This is a genomic window from Rhodoferax sp. ZS1R8, assembly GCF_056521325.1.
On the sequence record NZ_JBWMBA010000005.1, the window covers coordinates 277,652 to 302,604 of the forward strand.

Consider the following 24,953-nt stretch of genomic DNA (forward strand, 5'->3'; position numbering starts at 1 on the left):
ATCCATGAATATTGTGATTCTGGATGACTACCAAGATGCCGTTCGCAAGCTGGAATGTGCGGCAAAGCTAGAGGCTTACCAAGCCAAGGTGTACACCAATACGGTCAAGGGCATCGGACAACTGTCGGTCCGGCTCAAAGACGCCGATGTAATCGTTCTGATCCGCGAACGCACCCATATCAACCGCCAGCTCATCGAGAAGCTGCCCAAGCTCAAGATGATCTCCCAGACCGGTCGCGTCAGCGGTCACTTGGATGTGCAGGCTTGTACCGAGCGTGGCATCGCAGTGGCGGAGGGCCTGGGTTCTGGCGTTGCACCGGCAGAGCTGACTTGGGCACTCATCATGGCAGCCATGCGCAGGCTTCCCCACTACATCGGCAACCTCAAACATGGCGCTTGGCAACAGTCCGGCCTGAAGGCAGGCTCCATGCCGACAAATTTTGGCATCGGTAGTGAGCTTCAGGGCAAAGTTTTGGGCATCTGGGGCTACGGAAAGATTGGTCAACTGGTCGCCGGCTACGGTCGGGCATTTGGCATGAAGGTCGTGGTCTGGGGCAGCGAAGCATCACGCGAAAAGGCTCTTCAGGACGGCTATGGCGCCTCGCCCAGCCGCGAGGCATTTTTTGAACATTGCGACGTTTTGAGCTTGCACCTGCGACTGAGCGACAGTACGCGCAATCTGGTCGACCATGCCGATCTGGCACGCATGAAGCCGACAGCACTGCTGGTCAACACGGCACGTGCTGAACTTCTGGACACCCACACGCTGATCAGTGCGCTGAACCGGGGGCGCCCCGGCATGGCGGCAGTCGACGTTTTCGACAGCGAGCCGGTATTGCAAGGCCATGCGCTATTGCGTTTGGAAAACTGCATTTGCACGCCACACATTGGCTATGTAGAGCAAAACAACTACGAGAAGCTGTTTGGTGCTGCTTTTGACAACGTGACCAATTTCATCAAGGGCACGCCGACCAATATCGTCAACCCCGGCGCTTTGCAGGTGAGGCGCTAGACGAGGGGGGCAGCAGATCTGCGCTGTCAAATTCGATCAGATTGCCAGGTGGCTCAGTTATGTCAAGGTCGACAGCAGTGTCGGCTTGGTTGTCACCAGTCGAAGAAACCGGTTGTGTGGCGTCAGACAAGGATGCCTCAACATGGGTTGCTTTTGCAATGCTGAAAGGCATGAACCCCGAGTCAAACGACGCGGACGCAATTCTTTTGGCCACGCCATGCAGCATCAACAGGTCGCGCAACGCGCCCAGATCAAAAAGCTGGGAATTGCTGGTGCCATTGTCCGAGCGCACCAGACAGCTTTCGATGTAAGCCACGGCCTCTTCGGTGGGCCAAAGTGCAACGATGCGCTTGCAGACGTGGGGGTAAGCCTCCAAACCGCTTCCGGGTTGGTTGAAATCCGTGTAGATCGGCACATATCCGTTGAACAGGGTGTTGAAGCTGTTGCGGTAGCGGTCGTACTCCATCTTGCGCCCCAGCGTATGGAGTATTTTCAATAAATCGAGATAGACCAGGGGATCGGCAGCATCCACATCACTTGCCATGCTCTCGCTGAGCAGTGCGATGGCTTCGTCGTGTTGGCCGAGTGTCAGGAAGAATTCTGCCTGTTGGCGAACGTCCAGCATCTCCTTGGTGTTCACGGAGCGCAACGTTGCGGACATGCTGTTGGCAAAGTCAGCTTGTCTGACTACCTTGGCGGGGGACTTACTGGAAGCCGCATTTCCACTGCTGGCGCGTGCATCGGATGACACCCTGCCTGGCTTCGGCTCCGTCGGAGCATCTAACTGCAAGTCGACATCCACCTCTGTGACGCGGGGAGCCAGCTTTCCGACGGGTGGCTCTTGCGCGATGGGACGCGAGACCTTCGCTTGGGTTTGCAGCTGCGGGTCGTTATCGTCCCGGCTTCGCCCTCGCGTTACGCCTTGGTCCATGTCTGCACGGTCCACGCTGTCTGCCTCGTCGGACGCGCCTGCCTCATCGCGCCACCACGGTCCGCTGTCCAGCCCACGCTTGCGCACGCGCAGCCAAGCATAAACGAGCCCTACACCGCACAGCAACAACACCATCAGCAGCGCATAGACTACAGGATTGGTATAGCGCTCGGCCTCCGCCCTGCCTAGCCGCTGGGTGATATCTTCCAGTATTTGGCGATTTTTGACCGTTGTGTCGCGCAAGCCTTCGAGGCCTGTTTCCAGCTCACGTGTGCTGTTATCGGCGTTTTGCACATCCTGCGGCGTGGTGTTCAGTGAGCGCCAGAGTGCGGCAGTGCGCGCCCTCTTTTGCAAATCTTCCCCCGCCTCAATTGCCAGTTCACTGCTCAGCTTTAGTGCGGGTTCGCGTTCCTGGCTCTGGCCCCATGGGTCCAGCTCCAGGCGTGAACGGCGACTAGGCCTTTTGGCGGCAAGGAATGCGGATTTGGTCGCCGCGACTGCCTGATCGGGCTTGGCAGTTGGACTGGCAGCAACGGGCTTGGACTTTCTTGGCGGCCGCTCCACCGCGGTTGAGTCCTTATCGGCGGGGGCGAGGGGCCGGGCGGTAGCTGCAGCAGCTACCGGCTGAGATGCCAACTGCACGCGCGAGAGGTTCGCTTGCGGTGCAGCTTCTGGCGCCAATTCAGCCAGCAGAACATAGCGCCGGCTGGTTTTGCCGTCACATCCGGCCCGCACATAGACGGTGACGACCGGTTCGTCGACCACACTGGCGGCCGAGACCGTCACATTGATCGTCTGTGTCTGGGGCAGAGATTCGCTGCCCACACCGACCCGGCTGGCATCCTGCCGGTTGTCCCCATAGAACACGTCCGTCTCAAAACACAGCGCGGACGCGCCCTCCCCCGACTCGACATGAACCGGTACAGTCAGTTTGAGAACTTGCCCCAGAAAGACGGCCCCCTTGGCACGCCCCAAGGTCAAAGCCGAGCCATCGATCGCAACGCAAAGAGTTGCAACTCCCAATAGAGCAAATTTAAATTTTCTATGGAGTTTCATCTATAGAGCGAATTTTCGCATAAGGGAAATAAAACCCGCGACCTCGTTCGCTTGTGCCCCGTCACGCCGTCATAAAGAGCAGCCCAGACACGCACGTGACAAACCCTGAGACAGGATGCTGCCCCTCAGGTGACAATGGGTCGTCATTTTCGACACATGCAGTCACCCAAAAGACAAGCTATGGACGAACCCATCCTTACTATCGACGAACGCTCAGCGATCAATGGCGGTCGCTGGTTTTCCACGCTGTCCCCATCACTCAAACACGACATTCTTCGATGCGCTTACGTCAAACGTTTCAAGGACGGCGACCTGATTGCAGCCCGCGGCGAGCCGCCGGAGGAGTGGATTGCGTGCGCGCGTGGGGCTGTTCGGGTGAGTTCAACGTCCATCTCGGGCAAACAGATCACGCTGGCCTATGTGGAGCCGGGCATCTGGTTTGGGGATGTCGCCATCTTCGACGGCGACCGACGCACACACGATGCCTACGCGCACGCAGACACCACGATTTTGTGTGTGGCCAAGGCCGATTTCAAGAAAATACTGGCTCTCCATGTGGAGTTGTACGAAGCCCTGTTGCGGCTGCATGCGCGCCGCATTCGGCAACTCTACGGTCTGGTGGAAGACCTCAACACATTGCCTTTGCGCGCACGGCTGGCCAAACAGCTGTTGCACCTGGTTCGCAGCTACGGCATCCCGTCACTCAGCGATGCCAGCGAGGTGCGCATCGGCCTACAGTTGGCACAGGAAGAACTGGCGCAGTTGCTGGGCGCATCGCGCCAGCGGGTCAACCAGGAACTGAAGTCCATGGAACGCGACGGTGCCATCCGCATAGAGCAGGGTGGGCTGGTAGTACGCGACCGCGCAGCGCTGATGCACATCATCGATGCCGACAACTGAATTCTGTACAACCCTACTGACGAACACCCATGAGTGAATTTGACCATTTTCTGGGCACCCGGCCTGTCAGCGAACAGCATGCTTTTGACATCCCTACGCTGAGCACTTGGCTGGAAAAAAATCTCGCGGGTTATAGCGGACCTCTGAGCGTGGAGATGTTCAAGGGTGGGCAGTCCAACCCGACCTACAAACTCATCACCCCAGGCAAAAGCTATGTGATGCGGGCAAAGCCCGGCCCCGTTGCCAGGTTGCTGCCATCCGCGCACGCTGTTGAACGCGAATTTGCCGTCATGCACGGATTGCAGGACACAGAGGTGCCGGTACCACACATGCATTGCCTGTGCGAAGATGAATCGGTCATTGGTCGCGCCTTTTATGTCATGGAGTTCATGCAAGGGCGCGTGCTGTGGGACCAATCGTTGCCAGACATGGACCGCGGCCAGCGCTCTGCGATTTATGACGAGATGAACCGGGTGATTTCAGCCTTGCACAAAGTCGATTTTGCCTCGCGAGGACTCGCGGGCTACGGCAAGCCGGGCAACTACTTCGAGCGTCAAATCGGTCGCTGGAGCAAACAGTACACCGCATCCATCACCCAGCCCATCCCCGAAATGGACCAGTTGATGGAGTGGTTACCCAAGAACATTCCAGCCATGGCCCGCGACGGCAATATGGTCAGCATCGTCCACGGCGACTACCGCTTGGACAACCTGATGTTCGATGCGGAGCATCCGCGAGTGGTGGCGGTACTGGATTGGGAGTTGTCGACACTGGGCCATCCGTTAGCCGACTTCAGCTACCACTGCATGGCTTGGCACATTCCGCCCGGCTCATTCCGTGGTATCGCCGGACTGGATTTTGAAGCCTTGGGCATACCCAGCGAAGCAGAATACATACGCCGCTACTGCGAGCGCACAGGCTTGGCCAAGCCAGAGCAACTAAAGGCAGATTGGAACTTCTACATGGCCTACAACATGTTCCGTATCGCTGCCATTTTGCAAGGCATTGCCAAGCGCGTTGAGGCGGGTACTGCGTCCAGCGCCCAAGCAGTGAGCTCGGCGGCTGGCGCGAGACCGCTGGCGCAAATGGCTTGGAAATTTGCCCGCGCAGCCTAAGCCGCCTACCAATTCTTTTCGAAACACCAACGGAGACACCATGGACTTTGACTATTCCCCCAAAACAAAAGATCTGCAGGAACGCGTGCTGCGGTTCATGGACGAGCACATCTATCCTTCCGAAGCGGCTTACCACGCCGAGATCACCGCCAACACGGCGGCTGGCAAACGTTGGACGCCGCTGCAAACCATCGAAAAACTCAAACCCAAGGCCCGGGCCGCTGGCCTGTGGAACCTGTTTTTGCCGGTGGATAGCGCACAAGCATCCGGCTACCACGGCGCCGGTCTGACCAACCAGGAATACGCGCCACTGGCCGAGATCATGGGTCGTGTCATGTGGTCCAGCGAGGTCTTCAATTGCTCCGCACCCGATACCGGCAATATGGAAACTATTGCTCGCTACGGGTCCGAAGAAAACAAGGCACGTTGGCTCAAGCCCTTGCTGGAAGGCCAAATCCGCTCTGCCTTTGCGATGACGGAACCCGACGTCGCGTCCAGCGACGCAACCAATATTGAAACCCGCATCGAACGCCAGGGCGATGAATACGTGATCAACGGCCGCAAGTGGTGGACATCCGGTGCAGGCGACCCCCGATGCTCGGTCTACATCACAATGGGCAAGACTGATCCCGAGGCGCCCCGCCATTCGCAGCAAAGCATGGTCTTGGTGCCTGCCGACACCAAGGGAATTACCGTAGTGCGCCCGCTGAACGTGTTCGGTTACGACGATGCGCCCCATGGCCACATGGAAGTGCTGTTTGAGAACGTTCGCATACCGGTCAGCAACATCTTGCTGGGCGAAGGCCGCGGCTTCGAAATCGCCCAGGGTCGCCTTGGCCCCGGGCGTATCCACCACTGTATGCGCCTGATCGGCCTTGCCGAGCGCGCGCTGGAACTGATGTGCAAACGGGCTTCATCTCGCGTAGCCTTTGGCAAGCCCATCGCAGCCCAAACCGTGACACAAGAGCGCATTGCCGAAGCACGTTGCAAGATCGACATGGCACGCCTGTTGACGCTGAAGGCTGCCTGGATGATGGATATCGCCGGCAACAAGTTTGCCAAGAACGAGATCGCGATGATTAAAGTTGTCGCGCCCACCATGGCATGCGACGTGATCGACTGGGCAATGCAGGTGCACGGTGGCGCCGGCATGTGCGACGACTTCCCTCTGGCATACAGCTACACCAATGCGCGCACGCTGCGCTTTGCGGACGGCCCTGATGAGGTACACCGCAACGCCATCGCCAAAGCGGAGTTGGGCAAATACGCTGTGAAGGCGTAAGCAACCCGCGCTCAAGTGAACCGCGCCTCAGCCGCGCACAGGCTGGGCTGGGGTGCTTCGAGGCCCTCGGTCCTCGATGACGAACCCGGTACGCCAGAAGTGGCCCGAGGCCATTCGGCGTGTCAGTGGAGGTGCCGGGGCTTGCGGCCACCACCATGGCCACCACCATGGTTGCCACCAGAACCAGTGGGAGGCTTGCCCAAAGCCAGAGAACTGACTAAGGCATCAAAACGCTGTGTGAAGAGCTTGTCAACCTCTCCGACAACCCCGCTCAGTTCTGCACCATCAAAATGGCGCTCCATCAGACTGATGACATCCTGGACCAGTAAATCACGTTGTACCTGCATGATGGCAGCCGGATTGGGGCCGACGAAAAGCATCAAAAAGTCATCGCGCGATTCAGCGCCGGGCTGGCTGTCTTCTTCATCGAAGTCAGCGTCGTAAAAAGTCACCTCGATAGCCGCTCCGGCATCTGCCACTTCATTCAAATTCATGCACAACTCGTCCAGCGTTTGGCGGAAATCGTGATCCCCGGCTACGGTCCAGCACATCTGCAGCACATGGTCCTGCGCATCGAACTTGATACCAGGCTCATCTTCGTAGGAACTGTTAGCCCCGTCGGAAAGTGACCGTGCTCCTGCGTATTTCCAGAGCGGCTTGAGCGCATCTTGCAATTGCTCAAACTCGACATCGGTGCGCAGGGCAACCTGTCCATGGACATGGATTTCAAAGGGAGCGTTATAGCGTGGCATAGGCTGAAGTGTATGGTGCCCGAGACCGGAATCGAACCGGTACGCCCGTTATTCACGAAGCGGCGGATTTTAAGTCCGATGTGTCTACCTATTTCACCACTCGGGCATATTCGGTCTATTGTGGAACAAAAATGCCCCGGCAGCGAATGTTGACGGGGCAAGTGTTGCCAAAATACTTGGAGGCGCGGTCCGGAGTCGAACCGGACTAACCGGATTTGCAATCCGGGGCATAACCGCTTTGCTACCGCGCCCTTTCATCCTGTCAGCAGAACTGTATAGCTCCATCAACTAATGAAAAAGGGAAGCATTTTGCTTCCCTTTTCTTGGAATGTGGAGCGGGAAAAGAGGTTCGAACTCTCGACCTATACCTTGGCAAGGTATCGCTCTACCAACTGAGCTATTCCCGCGTTTCAAGCCTCGTATTATAGCGTGACTTTTCTAACTTTCCGAAAACCGGCGAAAAAACCAATAGTTTTTAAAACCATGCCACCCATCAGTGCTTGACCGATCCCTGCAAACCCGACACGGGTACGCTTGCCACGACGGCCGCCGCTGGTGCAACCTCTTCATCCGGCAACGCAACAGGCTTGGACTCCAGCGCCAGATCAAGCACCTTGTCAATCCAACGTACGGGAATGATCTCCAACCCATTTTTTACATTGGCCGGAATGTCCTGCAAATCCTTGGCGTTGGCCTCAGGAATCAGCACGGTCTTGATACCGCCGCGTAGTGCAGCCAACAACTTCTCCTTGAGTCCCCCGATTTCGGTGACTTCACCGCGAAGAGTGATCTCGCCTGTCATCGCCACATCACCACGCACCGGAATACCTGTCAACGCGGAGACGAAAGCGGTTGTCATCGCAGCGCCCGCGCTAGGACCATCCTTCGGTGTCGCACCATCGGGCACGTGGATGTGAATGTCTTTCTTCTCAAAGATTTCATCCTTGATACCTAAACGACGTGCGCGGCTGCGTACGACGGTACGCGCAGCCTCAACCGACTCTTTCATGACATCGCCCAAAGAACCTGTGCGGGTGATGACGCCTTTCCCAGGAGTCAGGGCCGCTTCGATGGTCAGCAAATCGCCACCGACTTCGGTCCATGCAAGACCGACCACTTGGCCGATCTGGTTCTGTTGCTCGGCACGGCCATAGGTGTACTTGCGCACGCCCAGGTAGTCGTTGAGGTTGTCGACTGTAACGACGACCTGCGGCTTGATCTTCTTCAGCAGCAGCCCCTTTACCACCTTGCGACAGACTTTGGACAACTCGCGTTCCAGCGAACGCACCCCGGCCTCGCGGGTGTAATAACGAACAATATCTCGCACTGCATCTTCGGTAATGGACAACTCGGTGTCCTTGACACCGTTGTTCTTCATCTGTTTGGGTAGCAGATAGGTGATCGCTATGTTCGTCTTTTCGTCTTCCGTGTAACCCGACAACCGAATGACTTCCATGCGGTCCAACAGGGCCGGCGGAATGTTCATGGAATTGGAAGTGGCGACAAACATCACATCGCTCAGGTCGTAATCAACCTCTACATAGTGGTCACCAAATTTGTGGTTCTGCTCAGGATCCAACACCTCCAGCAACGCACTGCTGGGGTCGCCGCGGAAGTCCGTGCCCAGCTTATCAATCTCGTCCAACAGGAACAAGGGATTGCGCGTGCCGACCTTGGACAGGCTCTGCAGGACCTTGCCAGGCATAGCCCCGATATAGGTGCGGCGGTGGCCGCGGATCTCTGCCTCGTCACGCATGCCGCCGAGGGCCATGCGGACGTACTTGCGGCCGGTCGCCTTGGCGATTGATTGGCCTAACGATGTCTTGCCGACGCCGGGGGGGCCTACCAGGCACAATATGGGTGCCTTCAGCTTGTCCACACGTTGCTGCACCGCGAGGTATTCCAGGATGCGGTCCTTAACCTTGTCCAGACCATAGTGGTCTTCGTTCAGCACAGCCTCTGCATTGGCCAGGTTGTGCTTGATCTTGGTCTTCGCAGTCCAGGGCAATCCGACGAGCACATCGATGTAGTTGCGCACCACAGTGGCTTCGGCTGACATCGGTGACATCAGTTTGAGTTTCTTCAACTCGCCTTCGACTTTTTTCAGCGCATCCTTAGGCATCTTGGCGGCCTTGATCTTTTTCTCGATCTCTTCGATGTCGGCGCCCTCTTCCCCTTCACCCAACTCCTTCTGGATCGCCTTAACCTGCTCGTTCAAATAGAAATCGCGCTGGTTTTTCTCCATTTGGCGTTTGACACGCCCGCGAATTTTCTTGTCAACGTTCAGGATGTCAACTTCGCGCTCAATCTGTTCGAACAGATTTTCCAAACGTTCCTTGACACTGGCCAGACCCAGCACGGCCTGCTTGCTATCAAGCTTGAGTGGTAGGTGCGCCGCGATGGTGTCCGCCAAGCGACCGGCATCGTCGATGCTGGAGATGGAAGTCAAAATCTCGGGTGGAATCTTCTTGTTGAGTTTGACGTATTGGTCAAACTGCTGCATCACGGCGCGGCGCAATGCCTCCACTTCGCTGGCTTTGCCACGACCCTTTTCTGGGAATTCAGGCAAGACGGCAATGGGCGTGATGTTGGCAGAGAAAAATGTCTCGCCTTCTTCGATTTTATTGACCGACGCACGCTGGTGACCCTCGACCAACACCTTGACCGTGCCGTCGGGCAACTTCAGCATTTGCAGAATCGTCGATACGCAGCCGACATCAAACATGTCGGACACTAACGGATCATCCTTTGCAGCAGTGCGTTGAGCGACCAGCATGATGCGACGGTCCGTTTCCATCGCGGCTTCAAGCGCTTTGATACTCTTGGGGCGCCCGACAAACAGCGGGATCACCATGTGGGGAAAAACAACCACATCGCGCAATGGCAACAGGGGCAAATCAATGGGGGTAGCAGGCAGTGGAGTGTGGCCAGACATGTGGGACCTTTTTGTTACCTGTTGAATATGGACTACGAAACCTGAATTTCAAGCGATCTGCCATTATCAAAGCAGTCTGCGTACAAATACGCTATTACTCCAGCACAAAAGCCCGTCATCTCAGGCCATTGCGCTGGATCAGAATCAGGCTTTCTTTGCAATCTCGCGATACACCAGCAGCGGCGGCTTGTTCTCGTCGATCGTCGACTCATCGACGACCACTTTTTCAACATTGCTAGCGTTAGGTAACTCGTACATGGTGTCAATCAAGGACTGTTCCAAAATGGACCGCAGTCCCCGGGCACCCGTCTTACGCGCCAGCGCCTTGCGCGCGATAGCTTTCAAGGCCGAAGGTCGTATCTCCAATTCAGCGCCTTCCATAGCCAACAACTTGGTGTACTGTTTGACCAACGCGTTCTTGGGCTCGGTCAGGATTTGCACCAGCGCGTCTTCGGTCAGTTCGGCCAAGGCCGCAACCACCGGCATACGCCCGACCAATTCAGGGATCAGACCAAACTTAATCAGGTCCTCCGGTTCTACCTCCTTGAACATGTCAGTCAGGCTGCGTTGCTGCTTGCTCTTGACGGTCGCACCAAACCCCATGCCCGAAGACTGCGTACGGTTTTCAATAACCTTCTCCAGGCCCGCAAAGGCGCCGCCGCAAATGAACAAAATATTGGTTGTGTCGATCTGTACGAAGTCTTGGTTGGGATGCTTGCGGCCACCCTGTGGGGGAACGCTGGCCATAGTGCCTTCGATCAGCTTCAGCAGAGCCTGCTGTACACCCTCACCCGAAACGTCTCGTGTGATGGACGGGTTGTCTGACTTACGGGAGATTTTGTCGATCTCGTCGATATAAACAATGCCGCGTTGCGCGCGCTCGACTTCGTAATTGCAGCTCTGCAACAGCTTCAGCACGATGTTTTCGACGTCTTCACCGACGTAACCGGCTTCGGTCAGCGTGGTCGCGTCCGCCATAACAAATGGCACATCCAGCATACGCGCAAGAGTTTGGGCCAGCAAGGTTTTTCCGGAACCTGTCGGACCAATCAACAGAATGTTGCTCTTGGCCAGTTCCACTTCGTCTTTCTTGGCTTTTTCCTTGTGGCGCAGGCGTTTGTAGTGGTTGTAAACGGCGACCGCCAGCGTTCGCTTGGCAGGCTCCTGTCCAATCACGTAATTGTCCAGATTCGCCTTGATTTCAGACGGTGTAGGCAACTCGCTCTTGGAGTCCTTACCTTCGGTGGTGGTAGGCAACTCATCACGGATGATTTCGTTGCACAGCTCTATGCATTCGTCGCACACAAAGACGGACGGGCCAGCGATGAGTTTCTTGACTTCGTGCTGGCTTTTACCGCAAAAAGAGCAATACAGGGTTTTTTCGCTGGAAGAGCCTTTTTTCTCGGCCATGTGACGCTCGCCTTTTCGGTTAATGCCCGAATGATACTCAAATAAAAAACGGTGCCCGCTTCACTGCGGAGCACCGCCGGGAAGAGGGTTGCTCGTTCAGGCGCGTTTGGCAATCACCTGGTCAATCAGACCGTATTCCTTGGATTCTTCCGCCGTCATATAGTAGTCACGCTCTGTATCACGCGCGATGCGCTCCAGCGGTTGACCGGTGCGTTCGGCTAACACCTTGTTCAGCTGTTCGCGCGTCTTCAAAATTTCACGGGCTGCAATTTCAATCTCGGTCGCCTGGCCCTGGCTGCCGCCCGAAGGCTGATGGATCATAACCTTGGAATTGGGCAGGGAAAAGCGCTTGCCCTTGGCGCCTGCGGCCAACAGGAAGGCACCCATGCTCGCAGCCATACCGACGCACAGCGTCGAGACTTCGGGCTTGATGAAATTCATCGTATCGAAGATTGCCATGCCAGCACTGACCGAACCACCAGGGGAGTTGATGTAGAAAGAAATATCCTTGTCAGGGTTTTCACTTTCCAGGAACAACAACTGGGCAACCACGAGATTCGCGGTCTGGTCATTGACGGGGCCCACCAGGAAGATAACGCGCTCCTTGAGCAAACGCGAATAAATATCGTACGAGCGCTCTCCACGGCCCGACTGCTCAATAACCATGGGAACCATGCCCAGGCCTTGTGTTTCCATACTGCTCGCCTGTCCGTAATTAACGTTCATAGTGTCTCCAAAGAACTGTATTGACTGTACCGAATATCGTAACCCTATAACGCAAATGGGGCTTGTCTGCAGGACTGCAAGCCCTGCCCAAGCCCCATCGCGTGACCGATTCGTTCGCTGATTCTCAGCGAATCGGCACTTAGTTCTGGCCCATCAACTCGTCAAACGTGATGGCTTTTTCGCTGACTTTCGCCTTGGCGAGAATGTACTCCGTCACATTATTTTCGATGACGATGCCTTCGACTTCGGCCATGCGGCGGTTGTCGCCGTAGTACCAGCGCACTACGTCGGCCGGTTTTTCGTAGCTGGCAGCCAGCTCGTCGATATGCGCTTTGATCTGCTCAGGCTTGGCATGCAAACTATTGGCACGCACCAACTCGGCAACGACCAGGCCCAGACGTACACGGCGCTCTGCCTGGGGACGGAAGATGTCATCAGGAATTGGCGTCTTGTCCGCATCCTTGATACCACGTTGCTTCAGGTCGGCACGGGCGCTTTCGATCATGCGGTCCAGCTCAGCTTGCACGCTGGACTTGGGCAAATCAAGCTCGGCCTTGGTCAGCAGCGCGTCCATGGCCACCTGCTTGTTGCGGGACAGCAGGCGGTACTTGACTTCACGCTCCAGGTTCTTGCGGATATCTCCGCGCAGGCCTTCAACGGTAGCGTCGGCAATGCCAAGCGACTTCGCCAGTGCACCGTCGACGTCGGGCAGGTTGGCGGCTTCAATCTTCTTCACGGTGACCAGAAAGTCAGCCGTCTTGCCCGCCACGTCCTGGCCGTGGTAGTCGGTGGGGAAGGCTAAGGGGAAAGTCTTGCTTTCGCCCAGCTTCATACCGCGCACGGCTTCTTCAAATTCCTTCAGCATCTGGCCGTCGCCAACGATGAACTGGTAGTCTTCTGCCTTACCGCCAGCGAAGGGTTCGCCGTCAATCTTGCCCTCAAAGTCCACGACAACACGGTCAGTGTCTTGTGCGGGAGCGTCCTTGGCGCGCAGCGCAAAAGTCCGGCGCTGCTTGCGCAGAATTTCGACGGTCTTGTCGATGGCCGCGTCGGTCACATCTGCGCTGATTTTTTCCACTTCGGCTGTCGCCAGGTCACCGATCTTGACTTCGGGGAACACCTCGAAGACCGCGTCAAATGCCATCAGGCCGTCCGGGGAACTCTGGCTCTCGGTGATGCGGGGCTGACCGGCAACACGCAATTCGGCTTCATTGGCAGCGGTAGCAAAAGCCTGGCCCACCTTGTCGTTCATCACTTCGTAGTGAACCGAGTAGCCATAGCGCTGGGCCACCACGTTCATGGGAACCTTACCGGGACGAAACCCGTCCATCTTCACGGTACGCGCCAGCTTGCGCAAACGCGAATCGACTTCGGTCTGGATCGCACCGACTGGCAGTGTCAGGGTGATTTTTCGCTCCAGCTTGTCCAGAGTTTCTACAGTAACGGCCATTGTCAGTCTCCTAAACGAAAGATTTGCAGACAGAACGCGTCGCGATGCGACTGCGGACTGCCCTACCCATAAGTGGTGCGCGGGGGGGGACTCGAACCCCCACACTGTTGCCAGCGTCAGGACCTAAACCTGGTGCGTCTACCAATTTCGCCACCCGCGCAAAAAACAAAATGGGCCGTCAAGGCACCCGGCAAACACCGTTTGCTGGACCGTGACCACCCATTTGAAATCGGTGAACCCAGTATTTTAACCTGCAACCGGCCCCTCCCTATTTACCCTGAGGCGGGCACTCCGGCTTACGGCTAGTCCCAGCCTCGTCTACTCAGGCGACAACCGGTGTTTCGCGTTTCACGCGGAACCAGGCTGCATACATTGCCGGCAGCGCCAACAATGTCAGCACAGTAGCGACGATCAGGCCGCCCATGATGGCGACCGCCATGGGGCCCCAGAAAACGGAGCGCGACAGTGGAATCATAGCCAGCACCGCGGCTGCGGCTGTCAGCACGATGGGGCGCAAACGACGCACCGCTGACTCCACAATGGCATCCCAAGCCGGAACGCCTGCAGCCCTGTCCTGCTCAATTTGATCGATCAGAATCACCGAGTTGCGCTGGATCATGCCCATCAACGCAATCACTCCCAGCAAGGCAACGAAACCGAATGGTTTACCAGACAGCAGCAACGCACCCGCGATACCCGCGATACCCAAGGGGCCTGTCAGAAACACCAACATGGCGCGGCTGAAGCTGTGCAACTGCAACATCAGCAAGGTAAAAGTGATGAAGAGCATGATCGGAATGCCTGCCGCAATCGACGACGATCCCTTGCTGCTTTCCTCAACCGCCCCCGCCACTTCAATACGGTACGCACCCAGCCCCTTGGTTTTCCAGGTCGCCTCCAGCGCGCGCAGTTTGGGCAGCAGTTCGTTAGTCACCGTGGCGCCTTGCAGGCCTTCCACGATATCGCTCTGCACCGTGATCGAGTACTCACGGTTTTGGCGCCACATCACCCCCGGCTCCCACACAAAGGTTGGCTTGGCAATTTGCGTCAGCGGAATGGATTTGCCACTGGCTGTAGGTAAATAGGCATTGGCAATATCTGTAATCGCATTGCGCTCATCCAGCGGTTGCCGCAACACGATGTCTATAAGCTTATCCCCCTCACGGTATTGCCCCACGGTAGACCCTGCCAGCAACGTCTTGGAAGCCTGTGCGATGGACTGGCTGGAGACGCCCAGGGCCCGAGCCTTGGTCTGGTCTACTTCCAAACGCAGTACCTTGATAAATTCGTTCCAGTTGTCATTGACGCCGCGCGTGTTGCTGCTGGCGCGCATGACCACCGTCACCTCGTCGGCACGCTCACGGAGCACGGCAGGTTCACCCCCGACGACACGGAACTGCACCGGATAGGCCACGGGTGGGCCATTTGGCAGCAGCTTGATCCGCGCCCGCACCTCGGGAAACTCCTGCGCCATCACGGTCGGAAGCTTGATACGGATCGATTCGCGCAGCTTCAGATCTTTCGGGATGACGATGAATTGCGACACATTGCTTTGCGGGAACGCGTTGTCCATTGGCAAATAGAAACGCGGCACACCTGACCCGACCCAGGTACTGACACTTTCCACGCCCGGTTCCTCCATCAGCCGCGCCTCGACCCGCTTGGTCGTCAGTTCGTTGGCTGCCATGGACGTGCCTTCGGGGTACCAAATGTCCACCAAAATTTCAGGGCGGCTGGAATCCGGAAAGAATTGCTGCTGCACAACACCCATGCCGACAATACCTAGCGCAAATGTCATCAACATCAGGCCAATCGTGGCCCACCGGTACTGCACACACCAGTTCACGGTCTTACGAAAGGTGTTGTAGAACGGGGTATCAAACAACTCGTGGGGCTGGCCATCCGCGGCGTGGGGCTTGACCTTGAGTATCAGCGTGCCCAGGTAAGGCACAAAGTACACAGACACAATCCAGCTCAGCACCAGAGCCAAAACAGTAACACCAAAAATCGCAAAGGTGTATTCCCCGGTCGACGATTTCGCAATGCCGATGGGCAGAAAGCCTACTGCGGTAATCAAGGTGCCCGTCAGCATGGGCATGGCCGTGATTTCATAGGCGAAGGTGGCCGCACGCACCTTGTCGTAACCCTCTTCCATCTTGCGCACCATCATCTCCACCGCAATGATGGCGTCATCCACCAACAGCCCCAGTGAAATGATCAGTGATCCCAATGAAATCTTGTGCAGCCCAATGCCCCAGTACAGCATGCCGATGAAGGTCACCGCCAGCACCAGCGGAATGGTGATACCCACGACCAGGCCCGGACGCATGTCCACGTAGTAGCGTTTGAACCAGGCGTTGGTCCCGCTGCGCTTGTGCAGGCCAAGACTGATAAAGCTGACCGCCAGCACAATCACAATCGCTTCGATCAACACCCCCACAAACTCGTTGACCGATCGGGCCACGGCCTTGGGTTGGTTCTGCACATTAACCATGCGAATACCAGCAGGCAGGGTCTGGTCAATACCGTCAGTCGCTATCTTGAGCGCTTTGCCCAAAGCAATGATGTCGCCACCCTTGGACATGGATACGCCCAGTGCAATGACTTGCTTGCCCTGGTGGCGGACTTTGACGGTGGGAGGATCGACATAACCGCGTTTGATGTCCGCAATGTCGCCCAAACGCAATTGGTTCCCTGAACTGCCCCGGATCGGCATGTTGCGAAGCTGTTCAACCGCCTCAAATTGCCCACCCACGCGCACCTGCACGACATCCAGTGGAGTTTGCACCGTGCCGGCGGCCTCGACCGCATTTTGCTGACCCAGTTGGGCCAGCACCTGGTTGAAGTCCAGCCCGAGCTGGGAGAGCCGTTTTTGTGAAATCTCGATGTACAGTTTTTCGTCCTGCACACCAAACAGTTCCACTTTATTGACATCGGTCACCCGCAGCAGCTTCTGCCGAACTTCATCGGCAAAAGTCTTGACCTCCGCGTCAGAAAAGCCGTCGGCCTCCAGCGCGTAGATCACGCCGTACACGTCACCAAATTCGTCGTTGAAAAACGGGCCTTGCACGCCCAATGGCAAGGACTGGCGAATGTCGCCGATTTTCTTGCGCACTGTGTACCAGATATTGGCTACATCGGTTGCGTGGGTCGAGTCCTTGACCTGGAACAAAATAGTGGACTCTCCGGGTTTGGAGAAGCTGCGAATCTTGTCCGCATTGGGTACTTCCTGCAGCGTGCGCTCGATCTTGTCCGTGACCTGCTCTGCCATCTGCTGGGCTGTAGCGCCCTGCCAGAAGGTGCGCACCACCATGATGCGAAAGGTGAACGGCGGATCCTCATCCTGCCCCAACTGGAAAAAAGCCGCCACGCCCAACACCATGAGCACGACGATCAGATAACGGGTCAGCGCGGAATGGTCCAGCGCCCATTTGGACAGGTTGAAACCTGGCTTGGGTTGTTCTTGGTTCATGGCTGGCTCACTTCGCAGACGAAGCGGTAGCCTGCGCGGCTACGGCAGATGCCACGGGTGCTGCCGGTGCTGCACTGGCAACGGGTGCTATAGAACCCATAGTGCCCGACGCAACAACCAAGGGGGCCGCAGCCACTTTTTCCTTATACAAGGTCACCTTCTCACCAGGGGACAACACGTGTACCCCGGCCGACACCACCTGCATGCCAGGCTGCAGACCGGCGGCGATAACCACCTCATTGCCATCCGCTGTCGCAATCTGGATGGGCTGCAACTTGACGGTCATTGTGTTTGTGTCCAGTACCCACACGGCAGACGTCTTACCTTCCTGGCGCAGGGCACTGGTTGGAAGCTTGATGACCTGCACATCGCTGCGGTCAAAGGCCTGGGGAATGATGGACACCGTAGTCCCCAACGCAAGCGCGTCCTTGGGAGCCAGGGCTTCCAGTCCAACCTTGACAGTGAAAGTACGGGTGATGGGGTCGGCACTGGCTGCCACTTCGCGCACCAAACCCTTGAAAGCCGTCTTGCCAGCCCAGGCTCGGACTTCTACACCCGAGCCGACCTTGATCATGGCCACTTTGTCTTCTGGAACCGCAAACACCACATCGCGTGGTCCGTCCTGCGCTATACGCAACACCGGCGTGCCGGCTGCCACTACTTGGCCTGGCTCCGCCTCGACCGCCGTGATCACGCCGGATGTATCGGCCACCAGGGTCGTATAAGCGGCTTGGTTGCCCTGCCCCTTGGACTGGGCCTTGGCCTGGTCCAGTTGCGCTTGGGCGGCCTTCAGCGTGGCATCGCGGCGCTCAAGCTCGGCACCGCTGATGAAATTCTGGTCCCGCAATTCCTTGAAGCGCTTGTAGTCGGCGGCTGCAAGGTCGCGGTTCGTCACTGCAGCAACCACTTGGGCCTGCCCGGCTTGGGCGGCCAACTGGTAGTCCTGAGGGTCCAACTGCGCAAGCACGTCACCCGCCTTGACCCGTTGGCCCAACTCTGCCTGGCGGCGCACCATCTTTCCAGCGACACGGAAGCCCAGCCTGGATTCGACGCGCGCCCGCACCTCACCCGCGAACTCTGCGCCAGAGTGCATGTTGTCGATGCCGACCGTCACCACTTTGACCGAGCGAATCGGCGCTACAGGGGGCGCCGGTTTGGAGCAAGCGCTCAAGAAAAGTGTGGCAGCAACAAGCGTCACCGCGGTGGGTAGGAGTTTGAAAGGCATGGCGGGACCGTTTAGAAGGTTAAAGACAGCAAAATCTCGTTTAATGACCGGATGGTTAGTAATTTAATCTAACTGAGAATTCCTGTCAACCACTTTGCCCGCCCCAACACGGCCCAATGCCGTTCCCCACCCAAAATGGGCGTCAGTCGTAGGCAATCACAGCTTTGCCCTGGTTGGCCTGGGCCCGCCAGCCAGCCAAAGCTGCGTCACTGGGGTAAAACCGCGCGTTCTCACCCAGTTGCAGCTCAGCCGTGGCGCCATTGCACATCGCATCGCCCGCCGCATCTGCTGCGCCCTGCTCGGCGCCGTCAATGACGCGCTGCACAGCCAGGCGCACCGCCAAACCGCGCACCAGTTCGCCTTGCTCGGTCTGCTCGCGCTTGGCCGGAAACTCGCGCACCAGGCGGGCCACATCCAGCCCCGATGCATGGCCCGCCGCATTCACCGCCACCCGCAAATATTTGCCAAACCGGCACCGCGCCTGCTCCAGGTCCCACACCTGTGTGATGGTGAGCTGCTTGCCGCCGGAAAAGCGGTCATCCCGCACCTTGCCCATGACGATGATGAGCTCGTCGTCCTTGAACAGGTGCTTGTTGGCGTTGATCAGGTCTTCCTCGGCGCGCGCGTCGATCATCGCGGACTTGTCATCCAGCTTGAACAGCGCCAGCTTGCCGCGCTGGCCGTTGATGACGCGGAAATCGGTGACGATGCCGGCCAGCAATTGCGGCTCGCGGGTGTCGATCAACTCTTCGATCGGGCGCTTGGCAAAGCGGCGCACCTCCAGCGTCACCTCGTCAAACAGATGGCCGGACAAGTAGAAGCCCACCGCCGTCTTCTCGTACGTCAGCCGCTCCTTGATGCCCCAGGGCATCATGTCCACCAGCTCGGGCTCTTGGGTGCTGGAGCCGTGGTCGTCTTCACCGCCCATGTCGAACAGGCCGTGCTGGTTGGCATTGGCCGCACTGGCCGCGGCAAAGTCAAAGGCCCGGTCGATGGATGCGGACAAAGAGGCGCGGTTCAGCTGCAGGGTATCAAAGGCACCGGCCTTGATCAGCGCATCCACGCAGCGCTTGTTCAGCCGGGTGCGGTCGACACGGCGGGCAAAGTCAAACAGGCTGGTGAAGGGGCCGGCCTCTGCGGTTGGGCCCTTGCCTTCACGCGCCGCGACGATGGCTTCAATCGCCTGCTGGCCGGTGCCCTTGATGGCGCCCAGGCCGTACCGGATTTCCTTGTTCGATATCGGCTCGAAGCGGTGGCGGCCCCGGTTGATGTTCGGTGGCTCAAAGGACAAGCCCATCTTCTCGGCGTCTTCAAACAACACCTTCAGTTTGTCGGTGTCGTCCATTTCCACCGTCATATTGGCGCAGAAGAACTCGGCCGTGTAGTGCACCTTGATCCAGCCCGTGTGGTAGGCCAGCAGTGAGTAAGCGGCAGCGTGCGACTTGTTGAAGCCGTAGCCCGCAAACTTTTCCATCAAGTCGAAAATCTCGTCGGCTTTTTCCTGCGGAATGCCGTGCGTGGCCAGTGCACCGGCGCGGAATTTCTCGCGGTGCTCGGCCATTTCCTCGGCCTTCTTCTTGCCCATGGCCCGGCGCAGCAAATCGGCGCCGCCCAGCGAATAACCGCCCAGAATCTGCGCGGTCTGCATCACCTGCTCTTGGTAGACCATGATGCCGTAGGTCTCACTCAGCATCTCGGCCACCGCAGGGTGCGGGTACTCCACCTCTTCACGCCCGTGCTTGCGCGCCACGAAGCTGGGAATCAGGTCCATCGGGCCGGGGCGGTACAGCGCATTCAGCGCGATCAGGTCTTCCAGACGCGACGGCTTGGCGTCCTTCAGCATGCGCTGCATGCCGGTACTTTCAAACTGGAACACGGCCTCGGTCTTGCCGTCGGAGAACAGCTTGTAGACCTTGGCGTCATCCAGCGGCAGGTTCTCGTAGGCAAACTTCTCCTGGCCTGCATGGCGCTGCATGATGAACTCGCGCGCAATCTCCAGGATCGTCAGTGTGGCCAGGCCCAAGAAGTCGAACTTGACGAGGCCAATAGCTTCCACGTCGTCCTTGTCGTACTGGCTGACCGCCGATTCACTTCCGGGCTGCTGGTACAGCGGGCAGAAGTCGGTCAACTTGCCGGGTGCAATCAACACGCCACCGGCGTGCATGCCGATATTGCGCGTCATGCCTTCCAGCTTGCGGGCCATCTCCAGCAGCGTGCGGACGTCTTCTTCTTTGGCTTCGCGCTCGGCCAATATCGGCTCGGCTTCTGACGCATAAACGTACTTGTCGTTCTTCTTGCCATCGGTGGGCGGCAGTTGCAACGTGACGTTGGTGCCCGGCTTGTTGGGGATGAGCTTGCTGATGCCATCGCAAAAGGTGTAGCTCATGTCCAGCACGCGGCCCACATCGCGGATCACGCCGCGCGCGGCCATCGTGCCAAAGGTGGCGATCTGGCTCACGGCGTCCTTGCCGTATTTGGCCTTGACGTAGTCGATGACCAGGTTGCGGTTGGTCTGGCAGAAGTCGATGTCGAAGTCGGGCATGGACACCCGCTCCGGGTTCAAGAAACGTTCGAACAGCAGCTTGTACCGAATAGGGTCCAGATCGGTGATCTTCAACGCATAGGCCACCAACGAACCAGCACCGGAGCCGCGGCCCGGCCCCACCGGGCAGCCGTTGTTCTTGGCCCAGTTGATGAAGTCGCCCACGATCAAAAAGTATCCGGGGAAACCCATCTTCAGAATCGTGTTCAGCTCAAACTCCAGCCGCTCCACATACAGCGGCATCTGCTGCTCGCGCTCAGCGGCATCCGGGTACAGGTGCGCCATGCGGTCCTTCAAGCCCTCGTACGATGCGTAGCGGAAATATTCTTCCGGCGTCATGCGTTGGCCGTTGACCAGCGGCGTTGGGAACTCGGGTAAATAGTTCTTACCTAGGACCAGCGTCAAACTGCAGCGCTTGGCGATCTCCAGTGTGTTGGCCACGGCGGACGGTATGTCGGCAAACAGCGCCTGCATCTGCGCGGCAGACTTGAAGTACTGCTCACGCGTGTACTTGCGCACGCGCTTGGCATTGCCCAGGATTTCGCCATCGGCAATGCAGACGCGGGCCTCGTGGGCCTCAAAGTCGTCCGCCGTGGTGAACTGCACCGGGTGCGTAGCCACCACCGGCAGGCTGATGCGTGCGGCCAACTGCACGGTGGCGATGACATGGGCCTCGTCGTCGGTGCGGCCCGCGCGTTGCAACTCCAGGTAGAAACGATGCGGAAACACACCGCCCAGCTGCAGCGCCACTTCGCGCGCACGGGCCTCGTCGCCCTGTACCAAGGCCTGGCCCACGGGCCCGGCCTGCGCACCCGACAGCGCGATCAGGCCCTCGTTCAACTCCTGCAACCACGCCAGCTTGATGACGGCCTGGTTCTTGACAATGTTTTTCGTGTAGCCACGCGCCAGCAACTCGGACAGGTTCAAATACCCCTGCTTGTTTTGCACCAGCAGCACCATGCGCGACAGCGCTGTGGCGTCGCCTCCCAGGCCTTCCAGAAATATCTCGACACCAATGATGGGTTTGGTGCCCTTGGCGCGCGCCTGCTTATAAAACTTGATGGCACCAAAGAGATTGCTGAGGTCGGTGATGGCCAAGGCAGGCTGGCCATCCGCCACCGCCGCGGCTACCACGTCATCGATGCGGTTGGTTCCATCGACGACGGAAAATTCGGTGTGCAGGCGCAGGTGTACAAACATCCAATGATTGTAGGTTTTCCCCGGCTCGACGGCCGTGTTGGCGGTACCGGTTTGTTTGCGCTTGCTTTAGGATTGCTTTATGGCGGTGCTTCCTCACTCCACCCCCTTTCCCCCCCCCCCTTTCCACCCTCGCCAGGGCGGAAAGGGGAGCCTAACAGCCATATTTGGCCGCGTTTCTAAACGAGGGGGAGTGCGCGTGCACAGGCCTGCTGGAACAGACACACTTGATGAATATGGCGTAGCCCCCGCGGAATAAGGGCAGCCCGCTATCGAAAACAGAGTGCCGCTCACTCACCCTCCAGGGTGCACCGGGTAGCACCACCGGGTAGCACAGGTAGCGCCAAGCAGGGCCAAGCTACGCCAACGTCAAGCGGCACGTGTACGTCCCACCTTCAAAAACAAGGCCAAATATGGCTGTTAGGCTCCCCTTTCCGCCCTGGCGAGGGTGGAAAGGGGCGGGGGGGATAGGGGGTTGAATGAGGAAGCCCCCCTGCAAAGCAAAGCTACCGAACGCTACAAAACGCCCATGGCTCCCCCAACACTAAACGAGATTAAGCAGCGCCCTTCCCCGCCAACGCAGCAATCCGTGCACCAAACAAACGCCCCGTCTCCAAATCCCCCGCATTCATCTCCGCCCCACTCGCATCCCCCGGCGTCTGCGCCATAGGCCCCGCACTGGAAGCCAGGTAGTTCACATCGCTACGCTGCGACGCCTTGGTGTTGTTGTAGTTCAAACCCGTGCCCGCCCAAATGCCACCGTGCTGCATGGCCAAAGTCATGAAGTAGTGCAGCGTGGAATGCTTGTCACCATTGACATTAGCACTGGCAGTAAAGCCGCCAAAGATCTTGTCCTTCCAACTCTGGGTGTACCAAGGCTTGCTGCTGGCGTCAGCAAATTTTTTGAACTGCCAGCTGACGCTGCCCATGTAGGTGGGCGACCCAAAAATGATGGCGTCGGCTGCGTCCAGGGCCTCCCAAGCGCCGGCTGGCAGGTTGCCGTCGGCATCAATGGCGATCAGCTCGGCATTGGCACCCTGGGCCACCGATTGCGCCAGGCGCTGGGTGTGCCCGTAACCCGAATGAAAAATCACAACTACTTTGGCCATTTCAAAAACTCCTGTTGATAAAACTTAAGTGCGGACCGTCAGGCCAGCAAATCAAAGAACAAAACTTCGGCATCCTTGGCCTGGTCCAGGCTGACCTGGGCCTCGTTTTCCAGCAAGGCAGCGTCACCGCCGCTGAGCGCTACGCCATTGACCGACACCGCGCCGCGCACCACGTGCAGGTAGGCCTTGCGCTTGGGGTCCATGGCCAGCGAGGCCGTCTGCGCACCATCCAACAGGCCGCTGTACAAACGGGCATCCGCGTGGATCAGCACTGAGTCGTTTGCACCATCGGGCGATGCCACCAAGCGCAGCACGCCTTGCTTTTCGGCATCGCTGAACGCCTTTTGCTCATAGCTGGGTGGGATGCCCGTCACATTGGGCTCGATCCAAATTTGCAAAAAATGTGTCGTGTCATTGGGTGCATGGTTGAACTCGCTGTGCTGCACACCACGGCCCGCGCTCATGCGTTGCACGTCACCGGGCGGAATGCCCTTGACATTGCCCATGCTGTCCTTGTGCGCCAGGTTGCCGGCTAACACATAGCTGATGATTTCCATGTCGCGGTGGCCATGGGTGCCAAAGCCAGTGCCCGGCGCGATGCGGTCTTCATTGATTACGCGCAGATTGCCCCAGCCCATATGCTCCGGGTCGTGGTAGCCAGCGAACGAAAAGCTGTGAAAAGACTTGAGCCAGCCATGGTCGGCATAGCCGCGGTCAGAAGATTTGCGTACGGTCAACATAGTGTGTATCCCTTTCTGTGGATTGAATTTTGCGGCTGGCGCGCGCTATTCCCATGCTGGGTGATTGATGGCATCATTCAAATAATTTCAATTTATCTGGGTTCTCCATGCAAACTGCCCGCGATGTGCTGACACCGGATGCGCTGGCCATGCTGCAGGCCATTGCAGACGCCGGCAGCTTTGCAGCGGCGGCCCGCGCCATGGGCATGGTGCCCAGCGCGCTGACCTACCGGGTGCGCCAGATCGAAGACGCTTTGGACGTGCTGCTCTACGACCGCAGCTCGCGCCAGGCCAAGCTGACGCGCGCCGGTGCCGAACTGCTGCAAGAGGGCGCGCGCCTGCTGCAAGAGATTGATGCCGTAGCCAACCGCGTCAAACGCGTCGCCACGGGCTGGGAATCGCAGCTGACCATTGCCGTAGACACCGTGATCTCCCGCGGTACGGTGATGGAGCTGTGTGAGAGCTTTTTTAGCCTGAACCCGCCAACCCGCATCAAGCTGCGTGACGAGGCCTTGACCGGCACGTTGGAGGCACTAACCTCCGGCCAGGCCGATCTGGCGCTGGGCGTGGCGCTGGACGCGGCCAACATGGCGGGCATACAGAGCAAGCCGCTGGGCAGCATGGAATTTGTCTATGTCGTCGCGCCCCACCATCCGTTAGCCAATGCGGCCGAGCCACTGAGCGATGCGCTGATCCAGCAGCACCGCGCAGTCGCCGTAGCCGACTCTTTGCAACGCGGCGCCGGTGCCACCTTTGGACTGCTCAGCGGCCAGGATGTGTTCACCGTTGGCACCATGCACGCCAAGCTCGACGCACAGTTGCGCGGGCTGGGTGGTGGCTACCTTCCGATGTGCATGGCTGGCTCCTATATCGAGACCGGCCGCCTGGTCGTCAAGACAACCGAGCGCCCGCAGCGCCAGGTACCACTGAGCTTTGCATGGCGCGGTGCCACCACATCGACACAGGGCCGCGCGCTGCAATGGTGGCTGCAACAGATGGAAAGTCCGATGACACGCGCCGCGCTGCTGGAACAGCACCGCGGAAATTCCTGAGCGCGCACGACTCACGTATAAACTGGCACAAACAACCCAACAACTCT

16 protein-coding genes and 4 tRNA genes are annotated in these 24,953 nt (G+C 58.2%); 5 read left to right on the top strand and 15 right to left on the bottom strand.

From position 1 onward, the window contains the following. The first annotated feature begins 4 nt into the window (after positions 1–4). Complete coding sequence (locus AC097P_RS18575) at positions 5–1,012, top strand: D-2-hydroxyacid dehydrogenase family protein (RefSeq protein WP_479611909.1); 1,008 nt, start codon at positions 5–7, stop codon at positions 1,010–1,012. Here the strand turns inward: AC097P_RS18575 and AC097P_RS18580 are convergent. Then, positions 981–2,966, bottom strand: a complete 1,986-nt coding sequence (locus AC097P_RS18580; protein ID WP_479611910.1) for a hypothetical protein — start codon at positions 2,964–2,966, stop codon at positions 981–983. The genes AC097P_RS18575 and AC097P_RS18580 overlap by 32 nt on opposite strands. Before the next feature lie 213 nt (positions 2,967–3,179). Here AC097P_RS18580 and AC097P_RS18585 point away from each other — a divergent pair, with 213 nt between their 5' ends. Genes AC097P_RS18585 through AC097P_RS18595 form a run of 3 tightly spaced genes read left to right on the top strand, consistent with a single transcriptional unit; the run spans position 3,180 to position 6,296 of the window. Then, positions 3,180–3,899: a Crp/Fnr family transcriptional regulator gene (locus AC097P_RS18585; protein WP_479611911.1), complete on the top strand. Its 720-nt coding sequence runs from the start codon at positions 3,180–3,182 to the stop codon at positions 3,897–3,899. 29 nt (positions 3,900–3,928) lie between these two features. Beyond that, positions 3,929–5,014, top strand: a complete 1,086-nt coding sequence (locus AC097P_RS18590) for a phosphotransferase family protein (protein ID WP_479611912.1) — start codon at positions 3,929–3,931, stop codon at positions 5,012–5,014. Positions 5,015–5,054: 40 nt separating this feature from the next. Beyond that, complete coding sequence (locus AC097P_RS18595) at positions 5,055–6,296, top strand: acyl-CoA dehydrogenase family protein (RefSeq protein ID WP_479611913.1); 1,242 nt, start codon at positions 5,055–5,057, stop codon at positions 6,294–6,296. Positions 6,297–6,418: 122 nt separating this feature from the next. Here the strand turns inward: AC097P_RS18595 and AC097P_RS18600 are convergent, their stop codons facing one another. From AC097P_RS18600 to AC097P_RS18665, 14 genes are all read right to left on the bottom strand, one after another. Continuing rightward, positions 6,419–7,048, bottom strand: a complete 630-nt coding sequence (locus AC097P_RS18600) for a DUF6806 family protein (RefSeq protein WP_479611914.1) — start codon at positions 7,046–7,048, stop codon at positions 6,419–6,421. Between the two features lie 13 nt (positions 7,049–7,061). Continuing rightward, positions 7,062–7,154, bottom strand: a tRNA-Leu gene (locus tag AC097P_RS18605). Between the two features lie 71 nt (positions 7,155–7,225). Next, positions 7,226–7,299, bottom strand: a tRNA-Cys gene (locus AC097P_RS18610). Between the two features lie 80 nt (positions 7,300–7,379). After that, positions 7,380–7,455 (bottom strand) — tRNA-Gly (locus AC097P_RS18615). A gap of 86 nt (positions 7,456–7,541) precedes the next feature. Beyond that, positions 7,542–9,983: an endopeptidase La gene (lon, locus tag AC097P_RS18620; RefSeq protein ID WP_479611915.1), complete on the bottom strand. Its 2,442-nt coding sequence runs from the start codon at positions 9,981–9,983 to the stop codon at positions 7,542–7,544. 144 nt (positions 9,984–10,127) lie between these two features. Further along, a complete protein-coding gene (clpX, locus tag AC097P_RS18625; RefSeq protein ID WP_479611916.1) occupies positions 10,128–11,393 on the bottom strand; it encodes an ATP-dependent Clp protease ATP-binding subunit ClpX in 1,266 nt (421 codons plus the stop codon). A 96-nt stretch (positions 11,394–11,489) separates the two neighbouring features. Continuing rightward, a complete protein-coding gene (gene clpP / locus AC097P_RS18630; RefSeq protein ID WP_479611917.1) occupies positions 11,490–12,119 on the bottom strand; it encodes an ATP-dependent Clp endopeptidase proteolytic subunit ClpP in 630 nt (209 codons plus the stop codon). A 139-nt stretch (positions 12,120–12,258) separates the two neighbouring features. Beyond that, positions 12,259–13,569 (bottom strand): trigger factor, encoded by a 1,311-nt coding sequence (tig, locus tag AC097P_RS18635; RefSeq protein WP_479611918.1) that lies wholly within the window; start codon positions 13,567–13,569, stop codon positions 12,259–12,261. Positions 13,570–13,642: 73 nt separating this feature from the next. After that, positions 13,643–13,729: transfer RNA gene (locus tag AC097P_RS18640), tRNA-Leu, on the bottom strand. Between the two features lie 162 nt (positions 13,730–13,891). Next, positions 13,892–17,041 (bottom strand): efflux RND transporter permease subunit, encoded by a 3,150-nt coding sequence (locus AC097P_RS18645; protein WP_479611919.1) that lies wholly within the window; start codon positions 17,039–17,041, stop codon positions 13,892–13,894. 7 nt (positions 17,042–17,048) lie between these two features. Next, positions 17,049–18,266 carry an efflux RND transporter periplasmic adaptor subunit gene (locus tag AC097P_RS18650; RefSeq protein ID WP_479611920.1) on the bottom strand — a complete coding sequence of 406 codons (1,218 nt, stop codon included), beginning with the start codon at positions 18,264–18,266 and terminating at the stop codon, positions 17,049–17,051. A 142-nt stretch (positions 18,267–18,408) separates the two neighbouring features. Further along, on the bottom strand, positions 18,409–22,008 hold the full coding sequence (gene dnaE, locus AC097P_RS18655) for a DNA polymerase III subunit alpha (RefSeq protein WP_479611921.1): 3,600 nt from the start codon (positions 22,006–22,008) through the stop codon (positions 18,409–18,411). 551 nt (positions 22,009–22,559) lie between these two features. Then, positions 22,560–23,114 carry a flavodoxin family protein gene (locus AC097P_RS18660; protein ID WP_479611922.1) on the bottom strand — a complete coding sequence of 185 codons (555 nt, stop codon included), beginning with the start codon at positions 23,112–23,114 and terminating at the stop codon, positions 22,560–22,562. 38 nt (positions 23,115–23,152) lie between these two features. Then, complete coding sequence (locus AC097P_RS18665) at positions 23,153–23,854, bottom strand: pirin family protein (protein WP_479611923.1); 702 nt, start codon at positions 23,852–23,854, stop codon at positions 23,153–23,155. Positions 23,855–23,961: 107 nt separating this feature from the next. Between AC097P_RS18665 and AC097P_RS18670 the strand changes: the two genes are divergently transcribed. Continuing rightward, positions 23,962–24,906: a LysR substrate-binding domain-containing protein gene (locus AC097P_RS18670; RefSeq protein ID WP_479611924.1), complete on the top strand. Its 945-nt coding sequence runs from the start codon at positions 23,962–23,964 to the stop codon at positions 24,904–24,906. Positions 24,907–24,953: the final 47 nt, after the last annotated feature.